20 protein-coding genes are annotated in these 16,770 nt (G+C 58.0%); all 20 read right to left on the minus strand.

What is annotated here, in order from left to right; genetic code table 11:
• Nucleotides 1-74 precede the first annotated feature (74 nt).
• The 20 genes from ycfP to yceD all read right to left on the minus strand — a co-directional run bounded on the left by ycfP (nt 75) and on the right by yceD (nt 16,767).
• Nucleotides 75-617 carry an alpha/beta hydrolase YcfP gene (gene ycfP, locus ACLH1U_RS10740; RefSeq protein ID WP_411299238.1) on the minus strand — a complete coding sequence of 181 codons (543 nt, stop codon included), beginning with the start codon at nt 615-617 and terminating at the stop codon, nt 75-77.
• A gap of 35 nt (nt 618-652) precedes the next feature.
• Entirely contained in the window at nt 653-1,663 is a 1,011-nt protein-coding gene (nagZ, locus tag ACLH1U_RS10745) for a beta-N-acetylhexosaminidase (protein ID WP_072199202.1), read from the minus strand.
• A gap of 23 nt (nt 1,664-1,686) precedes the next feature.
• Complete coding sequence (thiK, locus tag ACLH1U_RS10750) at nt 1,687-2,514, minus strand: thiamine kinase (RefSeq protein ID WP_117133147.1); 828 nt, start codon at nt 2,512-2,514, stop codon at nt 1,687-1,689.
• Nucleotides 2,495-3,133 carry a penicillin-binding protein activator LpoB gene (lpoB, locus tag ACLH1U_RS10755; protein ID WP_072096711.1) on the minus strand — a complete coding sequence of 213 codons (639 nt, stop codon included), beginning with the start codon at nt 3,131-3,133 and terminating at the stop codon, nt 2,495-2,497. Before lpoB ends, thiK begins: the two co-directional genes overlap by 20 nt.
• Before the next feature lie 21 nt (nt 3,134-3,154).
• Nucleotides 3,155-3,529 (minus strand): YcfL family protein, encoded by a 375-nt coding sequence (locus ACLH1U_RS10760; protein ID WP_411299239.1) that lies wholly within the window; start codon nt 3,527-3,529, stop codon nt 3,155-3,157.
• 4 nt (nt 3,530-3,533) lie between these two features.
• Nucleotides 3,534-3,890: a purine nucleoside phosphoramidase gene (gene hinT, locus ACLH1U_RS10765; RefSeq protein ID WP_032452442.1), complete on the minus strand. Its 357-nt coding sequence runs from the start codon at nt 3,888-3,890 to the stop codon at nt 3,534-3,536.
• Nucleotides 3,891-4,151: 261 nt separating this feature from the next.
• On the minus strand, nt 4,152-5,585 hold the full coding sequence (gene ptsG / locus ACLH1U_RS10770; protein ID WP_002900680.1) for a PTS glucose transporter subunit IIBC: 1,434 nt from the start codon (nt 5,583-5,585) through the stop codon (nt 4,152-4,154).
• 296 nt (nt 5,586-5,881) lie between these two features.
• Nucleotides 5,882-6,676, minus strand: coding sequence for a metal-dependent hydrolase (locus ACLH1U_RS10775; protein ID WP_032452441.1), 795 nt, complete (start codon nt 6,674-6,676; stop codon nt 5,882-5,884).
• Between the two features lie 10 nt (nt 6,677-6,686).
• Nucleotides 6,687-7,691, minus strand: a complete 1,005-nt coding sequence (gene holB / locus ACLH1U_RS10780; RefSeq protein WP_048297234.1) for a DNA polymerase III subunit delta' — start codon at nt 7,689-7,691, stop codon at nt 6,687-6,689.
• Nucleotides 7,688-8,329, minus strand: a complete 642-nt coding sequence (gene tmk, locus ACLH1U_RS10785) for a dTMP kinase (RefSeq protein ID WP_023289141.1) — start codon at nt 8,327-8,329, stop codon at nt 7,688-7,690. Before tmk ends, holB begins: the two co-directional genes overlap by 4 nt.
• Nucleotides 8,319-9,341 (minus strand): cell division protein YceG, encoded by a 1,023-nt coding sequence (gene yceG / locus ACLH1U_RS10790; RefSeq protein ID WP_072412994.1) that lies wholly within the window; start codon nt 9,339-9,341, stop codon nt 8,319-8,321. Before yceG ends, tmk begins: the two co-directional genes overlap by 11 nt.
• 1 nt (nt 9,342) lies before the next feature.
• Nucleotides 9,343-10,152, minus strand: coding sequence for an aminodeoxychorismate lyase (gene pabC, locus ACLH1U_RS10795; RefSeq protein ID WP_023289139.1), 810 nt, complete (start codon nt 10,150-10,152; stop codon nt 9,343-9,345).
• 125 nt (nt 10,153-10,277) lie between these two features.
• Nucleotides 10,278-11,519: a beta-ketoacyl-ACP synthase II gene (fabF, locus tag ACLH1U_RS10800; protein ID WP_002900666.1), complete on the minus strand. Its 1,242-nt coding sequence runs from the start codon at nt 11,517-11,519 to the stop codon at nt 10,278-10,280.
• A gap of 89 nt (nt 11,520-11,608) precedes the next feature.
• Nucleotides 11,609-11,845 (minus strand): acyl carrier protein, encoded by a 237-nt coding sequence (gene acpP / locus ACLH1U_RS10805; protein ID WP_000103754.1) that lies wholly within the window; start codon nt 11,843-11,845, stop codon nt 11,609-11,611.
• 210 nt (nt 11,846-12,055) lie between these two features.
• Nucleotides 12,056-12,790, minus strand: a complete 735-nt coding sequence (gene fabG, locus ACLH1U_RS10810; protein ID WP_002899294.1) for a 3-oxoacyl-ACP reductase FabG — start codon at nt 12,788-12,790, stop codon at nt 12,056-12,058.
• A 12-nt stretch (nt 12,791-12,802) separates the two neighbouring features.
• On the minus strand, nt 12,803-13,732 hold the full coding sequence (gene fabD / locus ACLH1U_RS10815; RefSeq protein ID WP_411299240.1) for an ACP S-malonyltransferase: 930 nt from the start codon (nt 13,730-13,732) through the stop codon (nt 12,803-12,805).
• 15 nt (nt 13,733-13,747) lie between these two features.
• The gene (locus ACLH1U_RS10820; RefSeq protein WP_002899288.1) at nt 13,748-14,701 is read right to left on the minus strand and encodes a beta-ketoacyl-ACP synthase III; all 954 of its coding nucleotides are present in this window, start codon (nt 14,699-14,701) and stop codon (nt 13,748-13,750) included.
• Nucleotides 14,702-14,754: 53 nt separating this feature from the next.
• Complete coding sequence (plsX, locus tag ACLH1U_RS10825; protein WP_218190282.1) at nt 14,755-15,852, minus strand: phosphate acyltransferase PlsX; 1,098 nt, start codon at nt 15,850-15,852, stop codon at nt 14,755-14,757.
• 203 nt (nt 15,853-16,055) lie between these two features.
• Entirely contained in the window at nt 16,056-16,229 is a 174-nt protein-coding gene (rpmF, locus tag ACLH1U_RS10830; RefSeq protein ID WP_000290724.1) for a 50S ribosomal protein L32, read from the minus strand.
• 16 nt (nt 16,230-16,245) lie between these two features.
• Nucleotides 16,246-16,767 carry a 23S rRNA accumulation protein YceD gene (yceD, locus tag ACLH1U_RS10835; RefSeq protein ID WP_017900733.1) on the minus strand — a complete coding sequence of 174 codons (522 nt, stop codon included), beginning with the start codon at nt 16,765-16,767 and terminating at the stop codon, nt 16,246-16,248.
• Between the last annotated feature and the right edge of the window lie 3 nt (nt 16,768-16,770).

The raw sequence follows: 16,770 nt of genomic DNA on the forward strand, positions 1-16,770 counted from the left end.
GAAACCAATAAGTGTAGACATGAAAAAACCCGCGCGGTGAACCCGGCGCGGGTTTGGATACAGGGGAAAAAGGCTTAACCGAGGGTTTTAAACGCTTTCAGCCGCTGCAGGTGCGGCGAGATGTTTTTAAACTTATGGGTCTGCTCTTCATCCCAGACTATTTCATAATAGTGGTGCAAAAGGTCAGCGGAACGCTGGCTGTCCAGCGCTTCGTCCTGCCGGGAAAGCACCACCAGGCAGCGATCGCGGTTCTTCTCGCGAAAGTTGGTCACGCACTTGGTGGCGATGTCAGCATACTCTTCCGGTCGGTCGATTTTGCCTTCCATATTCTCATGCGGAAACAGGTTCGGATTGAACACCGCCTGACGAATATCGCACAGGAAACCAATCCGCTCAGCCCAGTAACCGCCGAGTCCAACGCCGCAGATCAGCGGCCGGTCATCGGCGGTAAGCTGCAGCATTTTATCGACCTCTTTCAGCAAATGCTGCATGTCGTGCTTGGGGTGGCGCGTGCTGTAGCTTATCAACCGCACGTCAGGGTCAATAAACTGCAACTGCATCACCTTCTCGTGGTTACCGGGGCTGTTCGAGTCAAAACCGTGTAAATAGATAATCATCGCATCCTCACCAGACAACAACGCCCCGCAGAGCGTTACGCGGACTTCGCCTCTTGCCAGCGCGCATGAAGCTGCTCCAGCTGGGCACTCACCGTTTTCCAACGGGCTGAATCCCTTAACTCCTGACGGGAAAAGGAACCTTTATGATACAATTTCGTAACACGCTCTGCTTTGATCGGCGACAGGTTATCCAGCACACTGACCGCGCCCTTACGATTATTGCAGACCAGTATCATATCGCAACCGGCGTCGAGCGATGCCTGGCCGCGTTCGGCATAGCTGCCCATGATCGCCGCCCCTTCCATCGACAGATCGTCGGAGAAAATCACCCCGTCGAAGCCCAGCTCGCCGCGCAGCACCGTCTTCAGCCAGTACGCTGAACCGCTGGCCGGGCGCGGATCGAGCTCCGGATAAATCACATGCGCCGGCATAATGGCATCCAGACGCTGCTCGGCGATAAGGCTTTTGAATATCGCCATATCGTGGTCGCGGATAACCGATGCCGGACGCGGATCGAACGGGGTTTCTTTATGCGAATCGGCAGTCACCGCCCCGTGTCCCGGGAAGTGTTTGCCGGTGGTTTTCATGCCCGCAGCGTGCATGCCGTCAATGAAGTGACGCGCCATCGTCAGCGCTTTCTGCGGATCTTCATGATAAGAACGTTCGCCGATCGCGGCGCTGATATGGCCGACGTCCAGCACTGGCGCAAAGCTAATATCGATGTCCATGGCGATCATTTCGCTGGCCATCAGCCAGCCGGCCTCGGCGGCCAGTTTGCCCCCCTCTTCCATCCCCAGCAGCGCGGCGAAAGACTGGGCCGCCGGTAAACGGGTAAAGCCTTCGCGAAAACGCTGAACGCGTCCCCCTTCCTGATCGACCGCCACCACCAGATGGTTACGGGAGGCTTCGCGGATCTGGCGCACCAGCTCCCGCAGCTGCGCCGGATCGTGATAATTTCGGGTGAAGAGGATCAACCCTCCCACCAGCGGATGCGCCAGAATCTCTCGCTCTTCCGCATCCAGTTCATACCCTTCAACATCCAACATCACTGGGCCCACACTGACCTCTCTTATCCTTTGCGTTCGTTGTCTAACTGACACCATGTTTCATCTGCCAGCGTGATAAATTGCCGATCCCCGCTCTGCCGCCAGCGCATTTCATACCAGCCCGCCATCAGCAGCAGTACCCACGGACGCCAGCGCGCCACCTGCCGCCATAGCTGCTGCGGGTCGATGGCCGCCCGCCGGGCATACGCCGTCACCAGCTGGCGGCGCTCGCCCGGGGCGATCCATACGGCGGCCAGCTCCAGCGCGATATCGCCATCGCCGGCATATTCCCAGTCGATCAGCTTCAGACCGGCGTCGCTGTGGATAATATTGCCGGCATGGACGTCCATATGCAGCGGCGCCAGGCGCAGAGGACGAGGCTCGCCCCGGCGGCACAGCCGCTGATGCCAGCGTAGCCAGCGCGGCGTGCGCCGGGCCGGATCGCTCCTCTGCCAGTACTGCGCCAGCAGCGGCCCGAGACTCACACGCCAGCCGAACCGCGGTTGCTGATGCAAATCATACATTAAGGCAGACAGCTGCGGGCAGTCAGGTAACTCGCTTTTCACCTCACCCGCGCAATACTCCACCACCATCCAGCAGGGCGAGTAAAACAGGGGGTTGGGCGCCAGCCTGGCAGGCAGCCGGCGCAGCGCGCGATACTGACGGCGAAAATAACAGGCAGCGGCAGACGGGTCGTGCGGCTGACGCAGCACTCGTCGCCGGTCGCCGTCGCTGATAATCACACTGCCGCCGCTGAGGCCGGTCTGGCTCAGCGAGGCGACAGGATGATAGTGGGGAAAGAAGCGCGACAAGAGCTCGTCGCGCGTTAGCTTATTGTTGCTGAACAGCACCTTTACCTGACCAGATAATCTCGCCGGTTTGCACCAGCATCAACTGCATCTTCAGCTCAGGCGCGTTGACGTTGCCGGTGGCATTGGAGTAAAGCACATACTGCGCGCCCACGTTGCGGGCGATGCCCATGGCTTTGCTGCGGCTGCCGAGGCTGTCCTGCGGCGACAGGCCCAGCTGCTGCTTGGCGACCGCCAGCTGCTGCGGTGAAACAAGGGTAAATTTGCCGTTGCCCGCCAGCGCGTTGCGTAACGCGGTGGTAGCTTCTCCGGCATTCAGCGAACCGTTGGTGCGGTTGTTCACGCTGTCAACCAGCAGAATACTGCCGGCATTGACCCCGCCCGCCTGCAGCATCTGCCCCACCATCGGCTGCACCGCGCCGTTCCAGTCATAATGACGCACGCGCGGCGCCGGCTGACCCGACTGCTGATCCTGATGCTCAATCGGTCCTGGCTGCGACGGGACGGATGGCACCGCCGGTACCGTCGGCACCGTGGGCTGCGGCTGCGCAGGCTGCTGCGGCTGCGGTTTGGCCTCTTCTACCGGCGCGGGCTGCTCACGCAGCCCCGCACAGCCTGCGAGGAATATCGCCAGTGCTGTGATTAACGCATAGCGACACATTTTCATCATTATAATTACCCCTTACAGATAAAGATAAAGGCGGGCCTTATGCGCCCCCAGGATATTGGCGCTGCCATACAACGTCACCGAGGAGCGAGCCGGAACCACGATGGTGCGCGGCGCCTCCAGAGGGTGCATCTCCAGCCCTCGGGCGTCATACCAGAAAAAACGATAATGCACGGTGACCGGCTGTTGGCGCTCGTTATACAGCGTAGAGGAGGCGGTGGCCTGGATCTCCGTCGCCACGACGACAGGCTCGCTGGCGCTGATCCCGGCGGCCAACACGCTCGACTCCATCACCAGCACCTGCTGGTCAGAAACCGGGATCTCCGGATGTGAACTACATCCGGCCAGCAGCCCCGCCGCCAGACACGCGCCCAAAAGGGTCCTGAGCATGACGTTAGCCTTTGTGCGCCAGCATCGGACCCAGCGGACGACCGCCCAGCAGATGCATATGGATATGGTAAACTTCCTGGCCGCCGTGACGGTTGCAGTTGACGATCAACCGGTAGCCATCGTCGGCGAGGCCTTCATCGCGGGCAATCTTCGCCGCGACGGTCATCATCCGGCCCAGGGCCAGTTCATGTTCAGTGGTAACGTCATTTACGGTAGGAATCAGAACGTTCGGGACAATCAGAATGTGGGTGGGTGCCTGCGGGGAGATGTCGCGAAAAGCGGTCACAAGCTCATCCTGATAAACCATATCCGACGGGATCTCCCGGCGAATGATTTTGCTGAAAATCGTTTCTTCTGCCATGACTGATTCCTTATTAGTTTTATCCCGTACGCTGGCCTGCTTCTGCAGATAAACGCGGACGCACAGGTTACGGTAAGAGTATGAGCGACATCCTCCCTCTCTTTCAACCTGAAAGCTCTTTTTCTTATTCAACTATAGACTTAGCTGCTGAGGGAATAAGCATTTGGCGGACAGTTTGCGGGGTTATCGCCTCTGGAAGGCCGATCTGGTGACGTAAAAAAGGCAGCCAGTTGGCTGCCTTAGTCTCCCCGATACTACGTCTTAACTGTTACGGATGTACTCATCCATTTCAGTTTTCAGGTTATCGGACTTGGTACCGAAGATGGCCTGTACGCCAGAACCTGCCACTACCACGCCAGCGGCGCCCAGTTTTTTCAGGCCAGCCTGGTCAACTTTCGCTACATCCGCCACGCTAACACGCAGACGAGTAATACATGCGTCGAGGTTGGTGATGTTCTCTTTACCGCCGAAAGCGGCGACCAGAGCCGGAGCCATCTCGCTGGTTGCGCCAGCTTTGCTCTCTTCGGTGGTATCTTCACGACCCGGGGTTTTCAGATCCAGGGCTTTAATCAGCACGCGGAAAATGACGTAGTACACGATCGCATAGCAGATACCGACGATCGGGAACAGCCACAGCTTGCTGCTGTTACCGGACAGCACGATAAAGTCGATCAGGCCGTGAGAGAACGAGGTACCGTCACGCATACCCAGCAGGATACAGATTGGGAACGCCAGACCCGCCAGGATGGCATGGATAACGTACAGGATCGGCGCCACGAACATGAACGAGAACTCGATCGGCTCGGTGATACCGGTCAGGAACGAGGTCAGCGCGGCGGAGATCATGATACCGCCCACTTTGGCGCGGTTTTCCGGTTTAGCAGAGTGCCAAATCGCGATAGCCGCTGCCGGCAGACCGTACATTTTGAACAGGAAGCCGCCAGACAGTTTGCCCGCAGTTGGGTCGCCTGCCATGTAGCGCGGGATATCGCCGTGGAATACCTGACCCGCCGCGTTGGTGTATTCGCCGATCTGCATCTGGAAAGGAACGTTCCAGATGTGGTGCAGACCAAACGGCACCAGGCAACGCTCGATGAAACCGTAGATACCAAACGCCACCACCGGGTTCTGATAAGCAGCCCACTGGGAGAAGGTCTGGATCGCGGAACCGATCGGCGGCCAAATGAAGGAGAGGATCACGCCGGTGAAGATAGCGGCCAGACCAGAGATAATCGGTACAAAGCGCTTGCCCGCAAAGAAGCCGAGATATTCTGGCAGCTTGATGCGATAGAAGCGGTTGAACATGTACGCGGCGATAGCACCGGAGATAATACCGCCAAGCACGCCGGTATCAGCCAGGTGTTTTGCCGCAATCTCGTCAGCAGGTAAATGCAGCACCAGCGGCGCAACCACCGCCATGGTTTTCACCATGATGCCGTAAGCTACGACTGCAGCCAGTGCGGATACACCGTCGTTATTGGTGAAGCCGAGGGCCACACCGATAGCGAAGATCAGCGGCATGTTGGCGAAAACAGAACCGCCTGCTTCTGCCATGACGTGGGAGACCACGGCTGGCAGCCAGCTGAAGTTTGCGGAACCGACGCCCAGCAGGATACCTGCGATAGGCAGTACGGATACCGGCAGCATCAGCGATTTACCGACCTTCTGCAGGTTAGCAAATGCATTCTTAAACATAATTGAGAGTGCTCCTGAGTATTTGGTACTTTTTTACGTTTTCACGCATTGGCCCGGGGGGAGAACCGCGCCGTGGACAGGACATCTAAGCGCCCTTTATTTATTACACAGAGTAAAATAATTAACGGGATGATTGTTTGACGGCTATCACGTTTCAATCAGCCTTCCGGTAAAAATTTACATCAGCTTACATAAGTTGTATCCAGATGTTGCCAAAAAACCTTCACCGCCACTTTTGTGGCGGTGAACTTTACTCGCTTTGGCTATTAATTACGAGCCTTAAAATAATAAGCAGATCAAGCAGGTTGCAAGCGGGCGGGGTCAATGTGGAACAGCGTGGCAAAATTGTCGGTGGTCTGCTGAGCCAGTTGCTCCAGCGACACACCCTTCAGTACCGCCATGTATTCAGCAACGTCACGAACCATCGCCGGCTGGTTCTCTTTGCCGCGATGGGGTACCGGCGCCAGGTACGGCGAATCGGTCTCCACCAGCAGACGATCCAGCGGAACATAGCGCGCCGCATCGCGCAGTTGCTCGGCGTTACGGAAAGTGACGATACCGGAAAACGAGATATAGAACCCCATGTCGAGCAGCTTACCCGCCGTCTCCCTGTCCTCAGTGAAACAGTGTAGTACGCCTCCGCAATCCGTCACCTTTTCTTCACGTAAAATGGCCAGGGTATCGGCGCGAGCGTCACGGGTATGCACGATCACTGGCTTATTCAGCTCCCGGCCGATGCGGATATGGTCACGGAATGAGGTTTGCTGCTGGGCTTTGGTTTCCGGGGTATAAAAATAATCCAGCCCGGTCTCTCCCATCGCGACGACGCCCTCTTCCGCCGCCAGCGTGCGCAGCGTCTCCACCTCGTAGGGCTCGTCCTGGTTTAACGGGTGCACGCCACAGGAGAAAACGACATTGTCACGCCTCCCTACCAGCTCGCGCATACTGCGGTAGCCAGGCAGCGTCGTGGCGACCGCCAGGCAAAATTTCACATCGCGCGCGGCCGCTTTTGCCAGCACGTCATCGACGTTTTTGTGCAGAGTTTGATAATCCAGACCATCAAGATGGCAGTGGGAGTCGACTAAAAACATAATGTCTCACTCAGAGGTGGGAGACGGGTAAAACCGTCCCGGGTTGCAGGTAATGTTCCCAGCGCAGCAGGCGCTCGGTGAGCAGCAGTTCGCGGTTGACGCCGACGACGTTCAGCAATTGCTCGCGGCAGGTACAGACGTCATGGGCAATCGCCTGCAGCCGGGAGGCGGGCAGACTATGCGCCAGCTGCTCCAGCAGCGGCCAGACATCCGGATTACTCACCAGGGCAATTCCCTGCTGTCGTTTTTGCGCATCGACCAGCAGCGATGCCAGCCAGTGCAGGCGAACCGCCGCCTGTTCATGATTGAGTATTGGCAGCAGCGCCAGCCAGTCACCGCTCGCCAGCGTGGTCGCCAGCGCCTGACACAGCTGCTGTCGCGCCGTCCACTGCGGCTCCTTAAGCAGCTCAAGCGCGGCGGCCGGCGCGCTGGCGCACAGACGTAACGCGGTCAGCAGCGCCTCCTGCGGCAGGTTCACCTCACGCTCCAGCCAGGCCAGGGCATAAGATTCCGTCGGCGGCGACAGGTGGTGCAGGCGGCAGCGACTGCGCAGAGTAGTCAGCAGACGCGCCGGCTCCTCGCAGGCGAGGAAGAACCAGGTATTTTCCGGCGGCTCCTCCAGCGTTTTCAGCAACGCGTTGGCGGCGGCATCGGTCAGCAAGGCGGCATCGCTAATCCATACCACCTTCGCCCCACCGAGGCGCGCGCGCTCATAGAGCTTGTCGTTGACATCGCGCACCGCGTCAATACCCAGCGCGCTTTTGCCTTTCTCGGGGCTCAGCGGGTAGTAATCGGGGTGCGTACCGGCCTGCATCAGCTGGCAGCTGTGGCAGTGACCGCAGCTTTTATGCCCTTCGGGCTGGCGGCACATCAGGAAGCGGCACAGCGCATACATCAACGCCTCGCCGCCCATCCCGCTCAGGGATTGTAACAGTAAGGCGTGGTGGCCTCGTCCGGCCTGATAGCTACCGACCAGTTGCTCGAACGAGGGGCGCAGCCACGGATACCATTTCATGCCGGTTGCTCCGCCATCCACTGGACGATCGTGGCGCGAATATCGCGCGCGACGGCATCCAGCGGCTGCGTCGCGTCCACCGTGCGGATAGAAGGATCCGCCGCGGCCAGCTCAAGGTAGCGCGCGCGGGTACGATTGAAGAAGTTCATGGACTCCTGCTCAATGCGATCCAGTTCGCCGCGGGCGCGGGCGCGCCGCAGGCCCACTTCCGGCGTGACGTCGAGGTACAGCGTCAAATTAGGTCGAAAATCGCCGAGAACGGCGTCACGCAGCGTCGCCAGCATCGTGCGGTCAATCCCCCTGCCGCCGCCCTGATAGGCCTGAGTGGAGAGATCGTGACGATCGCCGATCACCCACTGGCCGCGAGCCAGAGCAGGCTTAATCACGGTCTCCACCAGCTGGACGCGCGCCGCGTAAAACATCAGCACTTCCGCTTTATCGTTAATCACTTCATCGCCCGTGGACTGGATATCCAGCACCAGGCTACGCAGTTTTTCGGCAAGGATTGTGCCCCCCGGCTCACGGGTAAACACCATATCGTGAATACCTGCCGACTGCAGCGTCTCCACCACCAGTTGACGTGCGGTGGTCTTCCCGGCGCCCTCCAGCCCCTCGATGACGATATAGTTACTGCGCATTTTTTTCCTTAAGTACTTTCAGATAGTCCTGCACCGCGCGGTTATGGCTGACCAGGTTTGTGGTAAACGTATGGCCCCCTTTCCCGTCGGCGACAAAATAGAGGTATGGCGTTTTCGCCGGATGGGCGGCCGCCTTCAGCGACGCTTCGCCCGGCACCGCAATAGGGCCTGGCGGCAGGCCGCTAATGGTATAGGTATTGTACGCGGTCGGCGTCTCCAGATCCTTACGCGTTAACTTACCATTATACCCTTCGCCCATCCCGTAGATCACCGTTGGATCAGTCTGTAAACGCATGCCGATGCGCAGGCGGTTGATAAACACCGACGCGACGCGATCGCGCTCTTCCGCCACCGCGGTCTCTTTCTCAATAATCGAGGCCATGGTCAACAGCTGATTCTGATCGTCATAGGGCAGATTATCCATCCGTCCTTCCCAGACCTTCGCCACTTCGGTGACCATTTTCTGATGCGCGCGCTTGAGGATGGCGATGTCGCTGGTATTGGCGGTGTACATCCAGGTATCCGGCCAGAACCAACCTTCCACCCAGTCGGCGTGGTCAAGACCTAACGCCTTAGCCACCGTCGCGTAGCTATCGTCTTCAAGCGTGTGTTTCACGTAGGGGGCATCGCGCAGCTGACGAAGGTAGTCGCTGACCCGCATGCCTTCGACAAAGCGCAGCGGAAACTGCGCCTCTTTGCCGCTGGCCAGCAGCTGCAGCATTTCGCGCACCGTCATTTGCGGCGTGAAGCGATAGGTCCCGGCCTTGAAGTGAGACAGCTCAGGCTCGATCCGCAGCAGCCACTGGAACACGCGCGGACGATTGATCACCTTCTCGCGATAGAGATCCTGCCCCAGCGCCAGCCGGCCGGTGCCGGCTTCGAGGGTAAAGATGGTCTCTTCTTTAATCAGCAGCTTGCTGTCCGCCAGCTGGCGTACCTTCCACATTCCTGCCGCCGCGGCGATGCCCAACAGCACGACCAGCAACAGGATAAAACGTAACATTTTCTTCATACTAACCAGACAGCTCACACAAAGGGGCTAAAAAATGGTAAAGCTCGCGAGAGGACCAGACGGTCTCCTCCCAGCGACGAACCGGCACCAGCGGCATAAGCGCATTGCAGATCAGCACTTCATCGGCCTCCCGCAACGTCTCGGGACGCGCTGTCACTTCGACAACGCGAAACGTCGATGGTGCCAGCTGCGCGATACAACGCTGCCGCATTATGCCGTTGACCCCGGCATAATCGAGTCGCGGAGTAAAGACATCCCGTCCCTGACGCCAGAATAAATTCGCGGCACAGCATTCCGTAAGCCACCCGTCACTGTCAAGGACCAGCGCCTCATCGGCGTCCGTCTGTTCAAGATGAGAGCGGATCAGCACCTGCTCCAGACGGTTAAGATGCTTCAGACCGGCCAGCCAGGGGTTGCGCCCCAGGGTCACCGGGCTCCGGGTCAGGGTAATGCCCTCCTCCCGCCAGCGCGCGTAGTGCGCCGGAAGCGAAGAGACGCTCAGAATGCGGGTGGGCGACGCGCAGCCCGCCGTGCTGTATCCCCTCCCCCCGACGCCGCGGGTGAGGACCACCTTAAGCACACCCTGGGCGTGCGGCCGAGCCAGACGCTGCATCTCGTCGCTCAACGTCAGCCAGTCGTCAAATGGGATGCGTAATTTTTCGCAGGTCGTCTGCAAACGCTGCAGATGGGCGTCCAGTAACGCAACCTGCCCGTGCTGTATACGGGCGGTGGTAAAACAACCGTCGCCAAACTGGACGGCGCGATCGTTCGCCGCCAGCGTGTCCTGTTCAACGCCATTTATCAAGAACATAAAGGACTCCTTTTCACAGGTCGGTGAGTGTCTCAGGACACGGAGCAGAGGACAAGCGGAGAAAGCCGAATAAAAAAGGCCCGACGAACGGGCCTTTTGTTAAAGCAGTACCGGGGCAAGCCCTGTCACACTTTTTTGAAGATCAGCGAACCGTTAGTGCCGCCGAAGCCGAAGGAGTTGCACAGGGTGTACTCCATACCGGAAACCTGACGCGCTTCGTGCGGAACGAAGTCGAGGTCGCAGCCCTCATCCGGGTTGTCGAGGTTGATCGTCGGCGGAACCGCCTGATCGCGCAGCGCCAGGATAGAGTAAATCGACTCTACCGCCCCTGCCGCGCCCAGCAGATGCCCGGTCATGGATTTGGTGGAGCTCACCAGTACGCGGCTCGCCGCATCGCCGAAGACAGACTTAACCGCCTGCGCTTCCGCTTTATCGCCAGCCGGCGTCGAGGTGCCGTGGGCATTGACGTAGCCGATCTGGCCCGGTTCGATGCCCGCATCGCGAATGGCATTCACCATCGCCAGCGCGGCGCCCGCGCCATCTTCCGGCGGTGACGTCATGTGGTAAGCATCGCTGCTCATGCCGAAGCCGACGATCTCGGCGTAGATTTTCGCGCCGCGTTTTTTCGCATGCTCGTACTCTTCCAGCACCACCATGCCCGCGCCGTCGCCCAGCACGAAGCCGTCGCGATCTTTATCCCACGGACGGCTTGCCGCCTGCGGGTTGTCATTGCGCGTGGAGAGCGCCCGCGCTGCGCCAAAGCCGCCCACGCCAAGCGGGGTACTGGCTTTTTCCGCACCGCCTGCCACCATCGCATCGGCATCGCCATAGGCGATGATGCGCGCAGCCTGACCGATGTTGTGCACGCCTGAAGTACAGGCGGTCGCGATGGAGATACTTGGTCCACGCAGACCAAACATGATGGTCAGATGCCCGGCCACCATGTTAACAATTGTGGAGGGAACGAAGAATGGGCTGATCTTACGCGGTCCACCGTTGACCAGCGAACTGTGGTTTTCTTCGATCAAGCCGAGGCCGCCAATACCGGAGCCGATCGCGGCGCCAATACGGGTAGCATTCTCTTCCGTCACTTCAAGGCCAGAATCCTGCATGGCCTGAACGCCAGCGACAATTCCATATTGAATGAAGGCATCCATCTTGCGCTGCTCTTTGCGCGAGATAATGTCATCACAGTTAAAATCCTTTACTAAGCCAGCAAATTTCGTTGCATAGGCGCTAGTATCGAAATGGTCGATCAGGCTGATGCCACTCTGACCGGCAAGGAGAGCTTTCCAGGTAGACTCTACGGTATTGCCGACAGGAGACAACATGCCCAGTCCGGTCACAACTACACGACGCTTAGACACGTTTGTCCTCCAGGGAGGGAAAATAGATTCTTGTGGGACAAAAAAAAGATAAAACTCAGGCGGTCGAATGACCGCCTGGAGATGTTCACTTACGCCTGGTGGCCGTTGATGTAATCAATGGCAGCCTGAACGGTGGTGATTTTCTCAGCTTCTTCGTCCGGAATCTCAGTATCAAACTCTTCTTCCAGAGCCATTACCAGCTCAACGGTGTCAAGAGAATCAGCGCCCAGGTCTTCAACGAAGGAAGCATTGTTGGTAACTTCTTCCTGCTTAACGCCCAGCTGCTCGCCGATAATTTTCTTAACGCGTTCTTCGATAGTGCTCATACTCTTAAATTTCCTATCAAAACTCGCTTTCGCGATGGTTTTCGTAGTGTATAAAATGTTGAAAAATTTGCAACTAAATCCCGGCAGGTCTTACCACGATTTTGCGCTATTTTGAGGCCGTTTGCCCTAAGAACGCAAATCTTTTCGCACAAAACCGCACACAGAACCGTGCGAAGTGCGCGGTTCCTGAACGTTTTGCACAAATCTCGGTCAGACCATGTACATTCCGCCGTTGACGTGCAGGGTTTCACCAGTGATGTAACTTGCTTCGTCAGAGGCTAAAAATGCCACCGCGCTGGCGATTTCATTTGGGGTGCCAAGGCGCCCCGCAGGAACTGCCGCCAGCGTACCCGCACGCTGCTCATCGGTCAGCGCACGCGTCATGTCCGTTTCAATAAAGCCCGGAGCAACAACGTTTACAGTAATACCGCGTGACGCAACTTCACGCGCCAGTGATTTACTGAAGCCGATCAGACCCGCTTTCGCCGCAGCGTAGTTGGCCTGACCCGCATTTCCCATGGTACCAACCACAGAACCGATAGTGATAATACGTCCATGACGCTTTTTCATCATAGCGCGCATTACCGCTTTTGACAGACGGAAAACCGATGACAGGTTGGTTTCGATAATATCGTTCCACTCGTCATCTTTCATGCGCATTAACAGGTTGTCGCGAGTGATCCCGGCATTATTCACCAGGATATCCACTTCGCCAAACTCTGCGCGCACATTTTCCAGAACAGATTCAATAGATGCCGGGTCGGTCACATTCAACATCAGACCTTTACCGTTGGCGCCTAAATAGTCGCTGATCGCCTGCGCGCCGCTTTCGCTGGTCGCAGTACCGATAACTTTCGCGCCGCGGGCGACGAGCGTTTCAGCGATGGCGCGGCCAATACCGCGGCTTGCACCGGTAACCAGCGCGATTTTTCCTTCAAAACTCATGGTTTTCCTCTTTTATTGCTCAAGCGCCGCAGACATCGCCGCCGGCTCGTTAAGCGCGGAAGCGGTCAGGGTGTCAACAATACGTTTGGTCAGGCCGGTGAGGACTTTACCCGGGCCAACCTCATACAGATGCGTGACGCCCTGAGCAGCCATAAACTCAACGGTTTTGGTCCACTGAACCGGGCTATACAGCTGGCGTACCAGCGCGTCGCGAATGGCGTCCGGCGCGGTTTCGCACTTCACGTCGACGTTATTTACCACCGGAATCGTCGGCGCGTTGAAGATGATATTCTGCAGCTCAAGCGCCAGTTTTTCCGCAGCGGGCTTCATCAGCGCACAGTGGGAGGGCACGCTCACCGGCAGCGGCAGCGCGCGTTTAGCGCCCGCGGCTTTACAGGCGGCGCCTGCGCGTTCGACGGCCTCTTTGTGACCAGCGATAACCACCTGTCCCGGGGAATTGTAGTTCACCGGAGAGACGACCTGCCCTTCGGCCGAGTCTTCACAGGCTTTGGCGATAGCCGCGTCGTCCAGACCGATAATCGCTGACATGGCGCCGGTACCTTCCGGTACGGCTTCCTGCATGAATTTGCCGCGCAGTTCAACCAGGCGAACGGCGTCAGCGAAAGCGATAACGCCCGCGCAAACCAGCGCGGAGTATTCGCCAAGGCTGTGGCCTGCCAACAGCGCCGGCGCTTTGCCGCCCTGCTGCTGCCAGACGCGGTACAGCGCCACGGAGGCGGTCAGCAGCGCCGGCTGGGTCTGCCAGGTCTTATTCAGTTCTTCTGCCGGGCCCTGTTGCGTCAGCGCCCACAGATCGTAACCCAACGCTGCGGAAGCTTCACCGAAGGTCTCTTCAATGACCGGCCAGGTCGCCGCCATATCGGCCAGCATGCCTACGGCCTGAGAGCCCTGTCCCGGGAACACAAAAGCAAATTGCGTCATGTTTAAATCCTTATACTAAAAACGAACCAGCGCGGAACCCCAGGTGAAACCGCCACCAAAGGCTTCCAGCAAAATCAGCTGCCCACGTTGAATGCGGCCATCGCGGACGGCCTCATCCAGCGCGCAAGGGACTGACGCCGCGGAGGTGTTGCCATGGCGGTCGAGGGTCACTACGACGTTATCCATCGACATGCCCAGTTTCTTCGCCGTCGCGCTGATGATCCGCAGGTTTGCCTGATGCGGCACCAGCCAGTCCAGCGCTGAACGTTCAAGATTGTTCGCGGCCAGCGTCTCATCAACGATATGCGCTAACTCGGTGACCGCCACTTTGAAGACTTCATTACCGGCCATCGTCAGATAGATCGGATTTTCCGGATCGACGCGATCGGCGTTCGGCAGGGTCAGCAGTTCGCCATAGCTACCGTCAGCATGCAGATGCGTCGAGATAATGCCAGGCTCTTCGGAGGCGCCCAGCACCACCGCGCCGGCGCCATCGCCGAAAATAATAATCGTCCCGCGATCGGCCGGATCGCAGGTGCGCGCCAGCACATCAGCGCCAACGACCAGCGCATAATCCACCGCGCCGTTTTTCACATACTGATCGGCGACGCTCAGCGCATAGGTGAAACCGGCGCAGGCGGCCGCGACGTCAAACGCCGGGCAGCCTTTGACGCCCAGCATAGACTGAATCTGGCAAGCCGAACTCGGAAACGCGTGCGTGCCGGAGGTGGTCGCAACGATGATCAGACCAATTTGCTCCGCGGACACGCCCGCCATCGCCAGCGCCTGCTTTGCGGCTTCAAAGCCCATCGTAGCAACTGTTTCATGCGCTGCGGCAATACGACGCTCACGGATACCTGTGCGGGTGACAATCCACTCGTCAGAGGTCTCTACCATTTTTTCCAGGTCGGCGTTTGTACGCACTTGCTCGGGCAGATAGCTGCCGGTACCAATAATCTTCGTATACATGTACGCTCAGTCACTCTTGGGTAATATACCCGCCTCGTTCAACCGCCGCGGCGTCAGTGGTGTCCATTCGTCCCGCGTTGCTGTCGGGCGTTCACGTCACTGTCGCTTTCCGGCAGCTCGAAACCAGCTGGGTATAAAGATTCCAGGCGCGCGGCGATCCGTTGAGGAATTTGCCGCTGCACCGCCTGCACTGCCTGCTCTATCGCGACGCTAAAGGCGCGCTGATTGGCAGCACCATGACTCTTGATCACGGAACCGCGCAATCCTAACAGACAGGCGCCATTATACTGGTCGGGGTTGAGGTGACTGAATCGCCTCGCCAGGCTTTTTTGTAACCAACGTTTTAGTAACAGCAGCCACCACGACCGTTTTTTGCCCTCTCCCTGAGATTTCAGCAGTGAAAGGAACATTCTGACAACACCTTCCATGGTTTTTAATGTGACGTTGCCCGTGAATCCGTCACAAACCAGCACATCGGTTTTTCCGGTCAACAGTTCATTGGCTTCAAGATAGCCGATGTAGTTGAGGGAAGGCAGCGTTTTGAGCACTGCGGCAGCATCGCGGATGCTGCTGAGGCCTTTCATCTCTTCTTCGCCGATGTTCAGCAAGGCGACGCGTGGATTGGCAATGCCGACCACCTCTTCCGCCAGCACCGCGCCCATCACTGCGAACTGCACCAGCATCGTGCTGTCGCAGTCGACGTTGGCGCCGAGATCCAGCACCACGGTTTTGCCCTTCTGCTGGTGCGGCAAAACCGTCACCAGCGCCGGCCGCTCAATACCTTCAATCGGTTTGAGCAGCAGTTTCGCCAGGCCCATCAGCGCGCCGGTGTTGCCGGCGCTAACGCAGGCTTCCGCCCGCCCTTCTTTCACAAGCTCCAGCGCCACGCGCATTGAGCTTCCGCGACTGCTGCGGATAGCCTGTGCGGGTCGCGCATCACTGGCAATAACTGACTGCGCAGGAATAATCTGCAGACGCGAACGTTGTTCGAAGTCAGCTTTGGCGAGTAATGGCGTGATGGCGTCGGGATCGCCGACTAAAAGAAGTGTGAGTTGCGAATTAGAGTTCAGTGCCTGCAGTGCTGCAGGCACTGTCACGGATGGGCCGAAATCGCCCCCCATGACATCTAACGCCAGGGTTAGACGTGTCAAGGTATCGTCGCTGCCCGGTTCGGTGATTCCCCAGTTGCCCGGGGAGCCCTCACTAAGCTTCATCACGCTGGCACCCGCGAATTTTCACGCTGCAGACGCAACAATCCGGGCATTGACGCTTCTGGTTACCGGGTTAACCGAGTGTCCAGGTACGCACACGCCCGCCATGGCCTGCAACGGGAAATCCTGCGAGTATCGCGTGATTACTTAGCGATAACCTTGCGACCGCGGTAGAAACCGTCGGCAGTGATGTGGTGACGCAGGTGTTTCTCACCAGAAGTTTTGTCTACAGACAGGCTGGTGACTGCGGTCAGCGCGTCATGGGAACGACGCATGCCACGTTTGGAACGGGTTGGTTTATTCTGTTGTACGGCCATGGACCTTACTCCTCAATTACTTACGCTTTAAGCTGGCTAATACGGCAAATGGGTTTGGTTTTTGTGCCTCTTCAGGCAGTTCGCCAAAGACCATGTCCGCGTCGGACACTTCACAGTGTTCAGAATCATGCACCGGAACTACGGGCAGGGAGAGGATAATTTCATCCTCGACCATTGCCTGCAGGTCGATTTCACCGAATTCGTTAACCTCAATCGGCTCATACGCTTCCGGTAGTGCTTCGGCCTGTTCGTCATTTCTGACGGGGCTAAAACAATACGTGGTGTGGACGTGATGGGAGAACGGTTTCCCGCAACGCTGGCATTCGAGGGTTACCGTTACCTTCGCATCGCCTGTAATGACGGCGAGACGCTGGTTATCGATAGCGAACGACATGCTGCATTCCACATCGCTGTCCACGCTGACTACAGAATCGGCTACACGTTCAACCTGATCGCGGGCATAGATGCCTTCGTAATCAAGGCGTTTTTGAGCCGTGCGTACCGGATCAAGAGTCAGGGGTAATTTTACCTTTTGCATAGG

It is taken from the genome of Klebsiella sp. 1SOBk5mer, from assembly GCF_046603115.1.
Taxonomy (GTDB): domain Bacteria; phylum Pseudomonadota; class Gammaproteobacteria; order Enterobacterales; family Enterobacteriaceae; genus Klebsiella; species Klebsiella quasipneumoniae.